Source organism: Massilibacterium senegalense (assembly GCF_001375675.1).
Taxonomy (GTDB): Bacteria; Bacillota; Bacilli; order Bacillales; family Massilibacteriaceae; genus Massilibacterium; species Massilibacterium senegalense.
The window spans coordinates 1,195,534-1,207,942 of the sequence record NZ_LN831786.1 but is presented as its reverse complement, the minus strand read 5'-3'; the positions used below and the strand labels follow the sequence as shown (position 1 = coordinate 1,207,942).

At 36.6% G+C, this 12,409-nt stretch carries 12 protein-coding genes and 1 pseudogene; 11 read left to right on the top strand and 2 right to left on the bottom strand.

Going from position 1 to position 12,409, the window contains the following annotated elements:
• Window positions 1-112 precede the first annotated feature (112 nt).
• From ruvA to yajC, 6 genes are read left to right on the top strand one after another with little or no spacing between them, the layout of a single operon-like run.
• Window positions 113-721 (top strand): Holliday junction branch migration protein RuvA, encoded by a 609-nt coding sequence (gene ruvA / locus BN1372_RS09445; RefSeq protein ID WP_062198866.1) that lies wholly within the window; start codon window positions 113-115, stop codon window positions 719-721.
• 15 nt (window positions 722-736) lie between these two features.
• The gene (gene ruvB / locus BN1372_RS09440; RefSeq protein ID WP_062198864.1) at window positions 737-1,741 is read left to right on the top strand and encodes a Holliday junction branch migration DNA helicase RuvB; all 1,005 of its coding nucleotides are present in this window, start codon (window positions 737-739) and stop codon (window positions 1,739-1,741) included.
• Entirely contained in the window at window positions 1,734-1,934 is a 201-nt protein-coding gene (locus BN1372_RS09435; RefSeq protein WP_062198863.1) for a DUF2905 family protein, read from the top strand. Before ruvB ends, BN1372_RS09435 begins: the two co-directional genes overlap by 8 nt.
• A gap of 23 nt (window positions 1,935-1,957) precedes the next feature.
• Window positions 1,958-2,998: a tRNA preQ1(34) S-adenosylmethionine ribosyltransferase-isomerase QueA gene (queA, locus tag BN1372_RS09430; RefSeq protein ID WP_062198861.1), complete on the top strand. Its 1,041-nt coding sequence runs from the start codon at window positions 1,958-1,960 to the stop codon at window positions 2,996-2,998.
• A 1-nt stretch (window position 2,999) separates the two neighbouring features.
• Window positions 3,000-4,139 carry a tRNA guanosine(34) transglycosylase Tgt gene (gene tgt / locus BN1372_RS09425; RefSeq protein WP_062198859.1) on the top strand — a complete coding sequence of 380 codons (1,140 nt, stop codon included), beginning with the start codon at window positions 3,000-3,002 and terminating at the stop codon, window positions 4,137-4,139.
• Between the two features lie 19 nt (window positions 4,140-4,158).
• Window positions 4,159-4,422 (top strand): preprotein translocase subunit YajC, encoded by a 264-nt coding sequence (gene yajC / locus BN1372_RS09420; protein WP_062198857.1) that lies wholly within the window; start codon window positions 4,159-4,161, stop codon window positions 4,420-4,422.
• 42 nt (window positions 4,423-4,464) lie between these two features.
• On the opposite strand, the gene BN1372_RS09415 is transcribed toward yajC, so the two are convergent.
• Window positions 4,465-4,836: a TIGR04086 family membrane protein gene (locus BN1372_RS09415; protein WP_062198855.1), complete on the bottom strand. Its 372-nt coding sequence runs from the start codon at window positions 4,834-4,836 to the stop codon at window positions 4,465-4,467.
• Window positions 4,837-4,960: 124 nt separating this feature from the next.
• On the opposite strand from BN1372_RS09415, the gene BN1372_RS09410 reads away from it, so the two are divergent.
• The gene (locus tag BN1372_RS09410) at window positions 4,961-5,623 is read left to right on the top strand and encodes a DUF421 domain-containing protein (RefSeq protein WP_062198852.1); all 663 of its coding nucleotides are present in this window, start codon (window positions 4,961-4,963) and stop codon (window positions 5,621-5,623) included.
• Here the strand turns inward: BN1372_RS09410 and spoVB are convergent, their stop codons facing one another.
• Window positions 5,624-7,177: a stage V sporulation protein B gene (gene spoVB, locus BN1372_RS09405; RefSeq protein ID WP_062198850.1), complete on the bottom strand. Its 1,554-nt coding sequence runs from the start codon at window positions 7,175-7,177 to the stop codon at window positions 5,624-5,626.
• Between the two features lie 59 nt (window positions 7,178-7,236).
• Here spoVB and BN1372_RS15585 point away from each other — a divergent pair, with 59 nt between their 5' ends.
• The 4 genes and pseudogenes from BN1372_RS15585 (at window position 7,237) to recJ (ending at window position 12,408) form a co-directional block, all read left to right on the top strand.
• A complete protein-coding gene (locus BN1372_RS15585; protein WP_062198847.1) occupies window positions 7,237-7,431 on the top strand; it encodes a hypothetical protein in 195 nt (64 codons plus the stop codon).
• Entirely contained in the window at window positions 7,413-7,721 is a 309-nt protein-coding gene (locus BN1372_RS09395) for a post-transcriptional regulator (RefSeq protein ID WP_062198845.1), read from the top strand. The genes BN1372_RS15585 and BN1372_RS09395 overlap by 19 nt, the downstream gene beginning before the upstream one ends.
• A 47-nt stretch (window positions 7,722-7,768) precedes the next feature.
• Window positions 7,769-9,984, top strand: a pseudogene (gene secDF / locus BN1372_RS14995) (protein translocase subunit SecDF).
• Between the two features lie 102 nt (window positions 9,985-10,086).
• Window positions 10,087-12,408, top strand: coding sequence for a single-stranded-DNA-specific exonuclease RecJ (recJ, locus tag BN1372_RS09385; RefSeq protein ID WP_062198843.1), 2,322 nt, complete (start codon window positions 10,087-10,089; stop codon window positions 12,406-12,408).
• Window position 12,409: the final 1 nt, after the last annotated feature.

The window sequence follows — 12,409 nt, the reverse complement described above, 5'->3', positions numbered from 1 at the left end:
TACGATACAATGAAAAAAGAACGTACATTCGTTTTTGTGCAAAAACTTTTTGCTCCATCCCTTATGGTACAATAAAGATGGGTTAACTATCGTAAAGGACGTGACATTCACATTGTTTGATTATATAAAAGGAACATTAGTTTATATTACACCTGAATATATTGTACTGGACAATCAGCAGATCGGGTACCAAGTTCGTTGTCCGAACAATTACCAATTTCAAAAATATATGCATGAAGAAATGATTATTTATACATATCATTACGTAAGAGAAGATCAATTTACCCTGTACGGTTTTGAAACGAGAGAAGAAAAGATGTTATTTCAAAAATTGATTCAAGTATCAGGCATTGGACCGAAAGGAGCGCTTGCTATTTTAGCGTCTGGTCACCCGGAACATATTGTGCAGGCGATTGAAGAGGAAAACGAACAATTTTTAGTGAAGTTTCCTGGCGTAGGAAAAAAAACAGCACGCCAAATTATTTTAGACTTAAAAGGAAAACTGGATGATTTAGCACCTGATTTATTCCGTGCTGCGACAACCGAAATAATGGTGCCAGTTCAAACGGAAGAAAATAGTGCGTTAAAAGAAGCAATAGAAGCATTGAAAGCATTAGGGTATAGCGAAAGAGAAATTAAAAAAATTACACCAACGCTCGAACAAGAAACGGGCACAACAGATATGTATTTAAAACGAGCACTACAATTAATGTTGAAATAAGAGAGGGGGAGAATAGTGGAGGATCGCATCATTTCTGGGGAGTCTTTTTCTAATGAGGAAGAGTATGAGCTAGAATTACGACCGCAGTTTTTAAAACAATATATTGGGCAAAAGAAAGTAAAAGAAAATTTAACGATTTTTATTGAAGCGGCGAAAATGCGAAGCGAGGCGTTGGACCATGTGTTACTTTACGGACCACCTGGACTGGGGAAAACGACACTCGCTTCGATTATTGCCAATGAAATGGGCGGGGAGTTACGAACAACGAGTGGACCTGCGATTGAACGACCAGGTGATTTAGCAGCGATTTTATCTTCCTTACAACCAGGAGATGTATTGTTTATTGATGAAATCCATCGACTACACCGGTCTATTGAAGAAGTATTATATCCAGCGATGGAAGACTTTTGTTTAGATATTGTCATTGGTTCTGGTGAGCAAGCGCGCTCGCTTCGACTAGATTTACCACCATTTACGTTAGTAGGAGCAACGACACGTGTTGGGCTTCTTACCGCGCCACTTCGGGACCGATTTGGTGTCATTTTACATTTGGAATATTATACACCGGAAGAATTAGCACAAATCGTAGAACGAACTGCTCATATTTTTGAAGTGGAAATAGAAAAAGAAGCAGCATATGAAATTGCCCGCCGTTCTAGAGGCACACCGCGAATTGCAAACCGTCTACTACGACGGGTACGAGATTTTGCACAAGTGCGTTTTGATGGAAATATTACGAAAGAAGTGGCAGACTATTCATTGGAACTTTTGCAAGTAGACCGTTTAGGACTAGATTATATTGACCATAAATTATTAAAGAGTTTACTTGAAAAATTTCACGGTGGGCCAGTGGGACTTGATACAATTGCTGCAACAATTGGCGAAGAATCTCATACAATTGAAGATGTATATGAGCCATATTTATTACAGATTGGGTTTATTAAACGTACGCCACGTGGAAGAATTGCTACGAAATTAGCGTATGACCATTTTCAAATGGAGGAACCAAAAAATGGGTGAATTCGGAAAGCTTTTTATAACCATTGGAATTATTATGATTGTCGTCGGAATATTTATTCAGTTTATCGGGAAACTTCCGGGAGATATTTTAATTAAAAAAGGAAATACGACCTTTTATTTTCCGATTGTAACGAGTATTATCATTAGTATCGTTTTATCGTTAATTTTTATGATTTTAGGACGATTTCGTTAATTTTTTGCAAGAAGGTGACTTTTTTGGATATCGAGTTATTTGATTATGATTTACCAGAAGAATTAATTGCACAAACACCGCTACAAGATCGGACTGCTTCTCGTTTATTAGTATTAGACAAAAAAACAGGAAAGCTCACACATGATACGTTTAAACATATTTTATCGTACTTAAAAAAAGGGGATTGCCTTGTTTTCAACGATACACGTGTCATTCCAGCCCGGTTATTTGGGGTAAAAAAGGAAACGGGTGCAAAAGTAGAAGTATTGTTATTAAAAGAACAAGGAAATGATCGATGGGAAACATTATGTAAGCCTGCCAAACGAGTGAAAGAAGGAACCGTGCTTACATTTGGAGATGGCTTGTTAGAAGCGACTTGCACGTATGTTGGGGAAGATGGAAGAAGAGACTTTATGTTTGCTTATGATGGTATTTTTTACGAACTACTCGACCGATTAGGAGAAATGCCCCTTCCGCCCTACATTAAAGAACAATTAGATGATAAAGACCGTTATCAAACGGTATATGCGAAAGAAAAAGGGTCTGCAGCTGCTCCAACTGCTGGTCTTCATTTTACCGAAGAATTGTTAAAAGAAGCAAAAGAACGAGGCATTGAAGAAGTATTTATTACGCTTCACGTTGGATTAGGTACGTTTCGACCTGTAAGTGCAGAAAAGATTGAAGACCATGCGATGCATAGTGAATATTATCAAATGTCTAAAGAAGCAGCGGATAAGCTAAATGAAGTAAAAAAACGTGGTGGACGAATTATTGCAGTAGGTACTACGTCTACGCGGACATTAGAAACGATTGCGTCCAAACATAACGGAACTTTTATGGAAGAAAGCGGTTGGACAACTATTTTTATTTATCCAGGATATTCGTTTCAAGCAATTGATGGAATGATTACGAATTTCCACTTACCAAAATCAACGCTTATTATGTTAATTAGTGCGTTAGCAGGAAGAGAAAACGTCTTGCATGCGTATGAAGAAGCAGTCAAAGAACGTTATCGTTTCTTTAGTTTTGGAGATGCGATGTTAATTTTAGAAGGTGAGGAATAATATGTCAGCCATTACATATGAATTAATCAAAACAGAAAAACATACCGGAGCAAGGCTTGGTCGTATTCATACGCCACATGGTACGTTTGACACACCGATGTTTATGCCAGTCGGTACACTTGCAACCGTAAAGACGTTAAGCCCAGAAGAATTAAAAGAAATGGGTGCTGGTATTATTTTAAGTAATACGTATCATTTATGGCTGCGTCCTGGAGAGGATATTGTAGAAGAAGCTGGTGGTCTTCATTCCTTTATGAATTGGGACCAAGGAATTTTAACGGATTCTGGAGGTTTCCAAGTTTTTAGTTTAAGTGATTTACGAAATATTACCGAAGAAGGGGTTCATTTTCGTAATCATTTAAACGGGGAAAAATTATTTTTATCACCCGAAAAATCAATGCAAATTCAACACGCATTAGGTTCTGATATTATGATGGCATTCGACGAATGTCCACCATATCCCGCTACACACGAGTATATGAAACAATCAGTGGAGCGGACGAGCCGTTGGGCCGAACGATGTTTAGCTGCACATGACCGCACGGATAAACAAGGGTTGTTTGGTATTGTGCAAGGAGGAGAATTTGAAGATTTACGAAAACAAAGTGCAAAAGATTTAGTAAGTCTTGATTTTCCTGGGTACGCGATTGGGGGACTATCGGTCGGGGAACCAAAAGATGTGATGAACCAAGTACTTTCTTTTACGACACCACTTCTCCCAACGAATAAACCACGTTACTTAATGGGCGTTGGGTCTCCGGATTCACTCATTGATGGCGTGATGAATGGGGTAGACATGTTTGACTGTGTCTTGCCAACACGAATTGGGCGAAACGGAACATGTATGACTTCGACAGGACGTCTCGTCGTTCGAAATGCGAAATACGCCCGTGATTTTCGTCCAATTGATGAAAACTGTGATTGCCACGTATGTAAAACATATTCTCGTGCTTACATTCGCCATTTAGTGAAATGTAATGAAACATTTGGATTTCGTTTAACATCTTACCATAATGTTTATTTTTTGATAAACTTAATGAAGCAAGTCCGAGAAGCGATTAAAGAAGATCGTCTTCTAGACTTTAAAGCAGAGTTTTTTGAACGTTATGGGTTCAATAAAGAAAATGCAAAAAACTTTTAAGTGTGAAGGAGGAAACAAAATGGAAAGTATTTTAGCGACATTTGGTCCGCTTTTAGTGTTTGTTGTCTTGTTTTACTTTTTACTTATTCGTCCACAACAAAAAAGACAAAAACAAGTGCAACAAATGCAAAGTGACTTAAACAGAGGTGACAAAATTATTACAATCGGTGGTTGTCATGGAATCATTGATGCGATCGATGACAAAACGATTGTGATTAAAACAACAGACGGTTCAAAAATCACTTTTGACCGTAGTTCGGTTCGTGAAGTAGTAAGTGAATAAAAAAATGCCGTATCCAACAATGATAGTGGATGCGGCTTTATTTTACTCTCTTTTCATATTTACCCCTAATACACCACCAGCAGTGGAGGAAATAACCAAAAACAAAAATGCTAACAATTGATTTCCTTCCAATCGATAATCAAATCCTAAAAATTGAACGATGGATACGAGAAAAACATACAAAAACCCAGTTAAAAATCCAAAAAGGAACCCTTTTTCCCCCGCTTTTCTTCCGCTAATCCAGCCACCAATGAATAACACGAGATACGGCAATATCATGTAATATAATTGCAATTTCTTTTCTGTTAAAGGTGTCCATTTTAATAATAAAGTAGCTACGATTGCGAAAAAAATAATACCGATTACACTCCAAAGTAACCCAGTTAAAACTGCTTTCGTATAACGATGTGTCATCGATATTCCCCCCTAAAAATTACTTTTCGTAAAACAATTAATATATGTATATGTCGTTAATGTTGGAATAGAAGTTATGACTTTTTACTTTTTGTGCACACTAAACAAAAAGGGAGGGGAAACGATGAGTGTGATGTTACTTCGAACTATTTTTATGTATTTTTTTATTTTATTTGTGTTTCGTTTAATGGGAAAACGAGAAATAGGACAACTAAGTGTTTTTGATGTCGTCATTACAATGATGATTGCGGAACTAGCTGCTATTTCTATTGAAAATCCGAAGTCTCCGCTCATCCAGACGGTAGCAGTGATTGGATTACTTGCTTTAGTTCAAATCATTCTCTCTTACCTTTCTCTTAAAAGCGAACGGGCGAGAAAATTATTAGATGGGAAGCCGTCCGTTATTATTCATAAAGGGGAAATTGATGAAGTAGTGATGCGAAAGCAGCGGTATAATTTTGATGATTTATTAATGCAACTTAGGGAAAAAGATATCTATAACGTGAAAGATGTAGAGTTTGCTATTTTGGAGTCAAGCGGGAAGCTGTCTGTGTTTAAAAAGAAACCAAATACAGAAAAACGGGCGCCAGAAAAGCGAAATGCCCAACTCGCACTACCGATTATTTTAGATGGAGAAATTCAACATGATCATTTAAAATTAATTCAAAAAACCCCATTTTGGTTATATCAACAATTACGTAAAATGGGGTATCGAAAAATAAAAGATATTTCGTATTGTAGCGTGGACGATAAAAATCGTTTTTTTATTGATACGTACGATTCTTAACTATCGAAACAATCCGAATAAGCGGATGAATTTTTTCAATTGTTTCCAATCAATGAGCCGAAAGATAATAGCTAAACAAAAATAAATACCGATGGAGATGAGAATGGCGAACATGGTTTTAAAAAAAAGGGTATAAGAATGTAGAAAGTGTGTATATACGTATTTACTTAAAAAATGTGTAACTACAATCAAAACGGTCATGACAATATACTCTTTTGCTGGTACGACATAGCCGATTAATTTTGTAATCGAAATAAAATGAAAAATAGTAACAATGGTCATCCCAACCGCTATTGCAAACGCAACACCTAAAATACCTAAGGAAGGTGTTGACGCTAATAAAAATAGAAGGATTGTTTTAATGAGTGCACCAAAAAAACTGTTAAACATTGCTAATTTAGCTGCATTCATTGCTTGCAAAACGGCTTGTAATGGTCCTTGAATGTACAAAAATAGGCAAAAAGGTGCCATCAATTGGACGTATTTTGCGACTTGTGGTGCATCGTACATTAATCGTGTCATTGGTTCACTAAACGTGTATAAAATAACAACTGCTAACCCGCCTGTTAAAAAAGATAATCGCAATGTTTGATGTAACCTGCGAATAATCATTTGATGATTGTTTAGAATATATGCTTCACTAATAGCTGGAACTAATGCCACGGATAATGCATACGAAATAAAGGTAGGTAAAGAGACTAATGGTAGGGCATATCCTGTTAATTCCCCGTATTGCCTTGTTGCTACGGCCGTAGCAACACCAGCGATTGCTAAACTTTGCGCGACGACAATTGGTTCTAAAAAATACGAAATCGATCCAATAAAACGGCTTCCTGTTGTAGGTAGTGCAACGGCTAATAACGATTTTGTTACTTTTTTATGGTAACTAAATCTTTTTTTTGTGTAAGGAGCCATTGAAAAGGAAACTTTTTTACGAAATAATAAAAGAATGTAAATAAAAGAAGCAAACTCTCCAACAAATAATGCAATGACAGCACCGAGTGCAGCAAATTCAATGCCATATTGTAAGAAAAAAGGTGTGAAGATTATGATGGACGCAATACGGAAAACTTGTTCAATCACTTGCGAAAAAGCAGAAGGTTTCATTTGTTGAAGTCCTTGGAAGTAAGCGCGTAAAATAGAAGAGGCAGCGATAACTGGTAAAATAGGGCCAATTGCTAGTAGTGGATAGAAAGTTCGTGGGTCAGTTAATAAATTTTTTGATAAAATAGGGGAGAGTAACACAAGCGCGCCCCAAAGTGTTAGACTAATCAATAACGAAATACATAACGAAACGAGCAAAATGCGTTTCATTGCTTGACGGTTGCCCGCTGCTTTTTGTTCCGCAATGAGTTTACTAACAGCAACCGGAAGGCCAAGCTGTGTAATGGTAACAGCTAAAATAAAGGTGGGGACTGCCATCATATAAAGCCCAACACCTTCTTCGCCAATTGTTCTAGCGAGAATAATTCGATTAAAAAAACCGAGAATTCTTGTTAATAAACCAGCAATGATTAAAATGAGCGTACCTTTTATAAAAGATTCTTTCGTCATTGTTCATTCCTGCCTTTATTCTAGATTAACGGTATCCCTCAGTAGCGGGAGCGTAAAGAATGCATGTTGGTGGTCGTTGGTGGTTGATTATCTGTGACCGAAAAAAAGGTGCGGATTTTAAAAAAGTTTGTGTTGTTTTCTTGATGAAGGGGTTCATAAGAAAGAAAACGTATAGTTCACTATATGCACATCGTTTGGACAAACATGACAACCAAAAAAGAAAGGAGTATGCTTTATGGAAGAAAAAGAGTTAGAATACTATCGTTCGCAAATTGATGTTGTATTACAAAGCAAGTGCAAAGAGTTTCATATTCTTGGATATGAAAAAGCAACCGTAGAAGATATATGGGCTTGCTTGCTTCACAAAGGACGCGATAAAAAGCTTTGGAGAATGTATGAAGCGGTTAGTATGGCAATGGGATTAAAAATAACTGATTACATGAATTATTTAACAATCCAAGCATATCAAAATCCACATTGGATTTTTGATGAAGGAGAAGTGCCAGAAGCTACGTTATCGATGAATGTAGAAGAACTTAAGTAAAGAATAGTGCATAGGAACAATTTCATTCAAGGAGGACTATAAAGCATATGGTCAAAAAAGGAAAAATCGTTGCTTTTTTTCTATTTGTTATTTTATTAGTAGCAACGGTTAGTTTAACAATTCGTGATATTACAAAAGATATCAAATTAGGGTTAGATCTCCAAGGTGGGTTTGAAGTGCTTTATGAAGTAAAACCACAAGAACCCGGGCAAAAAATAACGAAAGAAGTATTAAATGATACTGTTAGTGCGTTATATAAACGGATTGACGTATTAGGTGTATCTGAACCAAATATTCAAATTGAAGGGGAAAATCGCATTCGGGTGCAACTTGCTGGTGTAACAGATCAGAACCAAGCACGTAAAATTTTATCTACACAGGCAAATCTTACATTCCGTGATATAGAAGATAAAGTGTTGCTTCGTGGAAGTGATTTAAAAGAAGGTGGCGCTAGTTTAACGTTTGACCAATTAGGAAAACCAGCAGTAGCGTTAACATTAAAAGATGGAGATAAGTTCGGAAAAGTAACCAAAGGAGTGCTTGATAGAGGACCAGGACAAAATTTATTAGTGATTTGGCTAGACTTTGAAGAAGGTAAAGATACCTTCTTGGCAGAGGTTACAAAAGAAAATCCAAAATATTTATCATCTCCTCAAGTAAATAAAGTATTAAATACGACAGATGTGTTAATTGAAGGGGACTTCAAAAAACAAGAAGCGCAAGAATTAGCTGATTTATTAAATGCAGGTGCTCTTCCTGTTCAATTAAAGGAAATTTATTCAACTTCTGTTGGGGCACAATTTGGTGAAAATGCCTTACAATCTACTGTATATGCAGGGATTATTGGGATTACCATTATCTTTTTATTTATGTTAGTTTTCTATCGATTACCAGGATTTATTTCGGTTGTTTCACTCGTTACATATATTTACTTAATCATTCTTGTGTTTGATTTAATGGGCGCGGTGCTAACGTTACCAGGAATTGCAGCTTTAGTTCTTGGGGTTGGGATGGCTGTTGATGCAAATATCATTACCGCAGAACGAATTAAAGAAGAATTACGTCTTGGTAAGTCGATTCGTAGCAGCTTCCGTGATGGAAACAAGCATTCTTTTTCGGCTATTTTTGATGCAAACATTACAACGATTATCGCAGCTGGTGTTCTTTTTGCTTATGGAAATAGCTCGGTTAAAGGGTTTGCGACCATGTTACTTATTAGCGTTGTGCTTAGCTTCTTTACCGCTGTTTTCCTGTCAAGATGGTTGTTAGGACTTTGGGTAAACAGTGGTATGTTGAAAAAGAAAATCGGCTTGTTTGGTGTGAAGGAGAGTGAAATCGACCGATGAGATATACTTTTTTAACGAAAGATTTAGATTTTGTCAAACATCGTAATAAATTTTTTCTTTTTTCTCTTTTTCTTTTAATTGCGGGAACCATTGTATTGGTTACAATGGGGTTAAATAAAAGCATTGACTTTGTTAGTGGTACGCGCGTAGACATTTCGTCGAACGAAACGTTAGAGATAAAAGAAGTAGAAAAAGAAATAAAAGCCATTGGGTTTGGAGATTATGATCGCATCACTGTTTCAGGAAATAAGAATGAAATCGTGACGGTACAATATGTTGGTACGTTGTCAAAAGAAGACGTAGCAAAAATTAAAACACATTTTAATGACCTTTATAAACATGAACCGAATGTAAGTATTGTTAGCCCACAAGTGGGGAAAGAATTAGTACGAAATGCGATGATTGCCATCGCCTTAGCTTCTATCGGAATTGTCATTTATGTAGCGATTCGCTTTGAATTTTATTTTGCGATTTCAGCGATTATTTCGTTATTACATGATGCCTTTTTAATTGTTGCCGTGTTTAGTATTTTACGATTAGAAGTAGACGTTACGTTTATTGCGGCTGTCCTAACGATTATTGGGTACTCGATTAATGATACGATTGTAACGTTTGACCGGATTCGTGAAAATGTCCGCAAAGAAAAACGTGTGAAATCGTTTGAAGACTTAGCGCACATTGTGAACATGAGTATTATTCAAACGTTATCCCGTTCGATTAATACGGTCTTAACGGTAGTGATTGCAGCAGCTGCACTTTATTTCATCGGTGCACCTGCCATTCAAAACTTCTCATTCGCATTATTAGTAGGATTAATTGCCGGAACGTATTCGTCTTTATTCATCGCAGCACAATTATGGCTCGTCTTAAAAAACAAACAATTAAAGAAAATAGGCTATAAACAATTAAAAATTTAAGGGAAAAATACCGACAGTTGTCGGTATTTTTTATTTTGAGTAATACATAGGCGAAAGAATGATTTATCTTGTATAATGAATGGGTTAAGAGGTGAACCATAGATGCTACATGCAAAGAAAAAATGGAAACTGAGTAAGCCACCGGAAGATAAAGTGAAAATGTTAGCATCCGCTGTCAACATTTCACCATTTTTAGCCCATTTGTTAATAAACCGAGGTATTACGACACCAACAGAAGCGGAATCCTTTTTACACATTCGCGAATCAGATTTGTTCGATCCATTTTTATTGAATCAAATGGACCTTGCCGTAGAACGAATTGAACGTGCGATAGATGAAGGAGAACCAATTTTAATATATGGCGATTACGATGCCGATGGTGTAAACTCAACCGTTATTTTAGTTGAAACATTAAAAGAATTAGGCGCATTAGTTGATTACTATATTCCAGATCGTTTTAAAGAAGGATACGGTCCGAATAAACAAGCATTTCAACGGGCGAAAGAGGAAGATTTTCACGTTATTATTACCGTTGATAATGGAATTGCAGCAGTGGATGTTGCTGCATTTGCAAAAGAAATTGGCCTTGATTTAATTATTACGGATCACCATCAAATGGGCGATCAATTGCCCGATGCTTATGCCATTATTCATCCACAATGTTCCCCGAATTACCCGTTTTCTGATTTATGCGGAGCGGGTGTTGCATTTAAATTAGCGCATGCTTTATATAAAAAAATACCAACTCATTTGTTAGAGTATGCAGCTATTGGAACGGTTTGTGATTTGGTTCCGTTACAAGGAGAAAACCGGGCGATTGTAAAGCTAGGATTAAAACGGTTACAACAAACGAAAAAAATAGGATTAAAAGCGTTAATGGACGTTGCACAAGTAGACGTTCCAAACTGTAATGAATATGATATAGGCTTTGGCATTGGACCGAGAATTAATGCTGTCGGTCGGTTGCAATCCGCGATGCTAGCAGTAGAATTGCTAACGAGCGAAAACGTGGAAGAAGCAAAGCAAATGGCGACTCAAATTGATGAATTAAACCAAGAACGACAAGAGTTAGTAAAGCAAATTACAGAAGAAGCAATGGAAATGGTTAAAAACGAATCAGACGAGGAAGATGACATTCTTATTTTAGCGAAAGAAGGATGGAATGTTGGCGTCATCGGAATTGTCGCATCCCGCTTAGTGGAAATGTTTTATAAACCAGTCATTATGTTAACGATTGACCGCGAAAAAAATATCGCAAAAGGTTCTGCTCGGAGTATTGAAGGATTTCACTTATTTCAAGAACTGTCGAAATGTAAAGATTTACTTCCTCATTTTGGAGGACATGCCCAAGCAGCGGGTATGACATTATCATTAGAGAACCTAGAAGAGCTTCGGATTCGTTTAAAACAATATGCGAAAATTTGTTTTACAGAGCATGAAAGAATTCCGATTATCCAAATAGATGCAACCGTGTCTGTGTCAGAAGTAGACCTTTCTCTTATTCAAGATGTGCAAAAATTAGCGCCATTTGGAATGAACAATGCGTTTCCCACCGTATTAATTGAAAACGCAAGCATTGCGGAAAAGCGCCAAATGGGAGCACAAAAAAATCATTTGAAATTGCTATTACAAGAAGAAAATACAAAATTAGATGCAGTAGGCTTTCAATTTGGTGATCAATGGCATGACCTTTCGGAACAAAGTCCTGTTTCATTAGTGGGAGAGTTATCGATTAATGAATGGAATGGTCATCGAAAGCCACAAATGATTATTCAAGATTTGGCAGTAAAAGAATGGCAACTGTTTGATATTCGTAATCAAAAAAATGTAGCAGAAGTGATTCAACGTTTACCGAAACAAACGACGGCTTGTATTGCCTTTCAAGAAGAAACGGTTACGTTGTTTCAAGCTACAAATGATGCAACGTTGTTATTTTATCCAACTATCGAAGAAGAGATGATAACCTATTCACACGTTATATTTTTAGATTTACCGTCATCGTTACACGAATTACAACATGTTTTGCAAAAAATAGAACGACCAGAGCGGATTTATACTGTTTTTTATCACCGTGAATCGTATCTGTTTACTCCGTTACCGACGAGAGAAGAATTTTCCGCCTATTATAAATGGTTACGAATGCAAAAACAAGTCCCGTTTGCGGTAGTAGTGAAACAAGTCGAGCGTTATAAAAATTGGACAAAAGAAAAATTAACCTTTATGACAAAAGTGTTTTTTGAATTAGGATTTGTTAAAATAGAAAGCGGAATTATTTTTATTCATCCGTCACCTAAAAAGAAACAGATTGAATCTGCACCAATCTATCAAAAACGATTAAATCAAATGAAAGTAGAACAACAACTGGCATATGCCACGTATCAACAACTAAAAGAATGGTTTGAAAAAAATATACGGAACGAGTAAT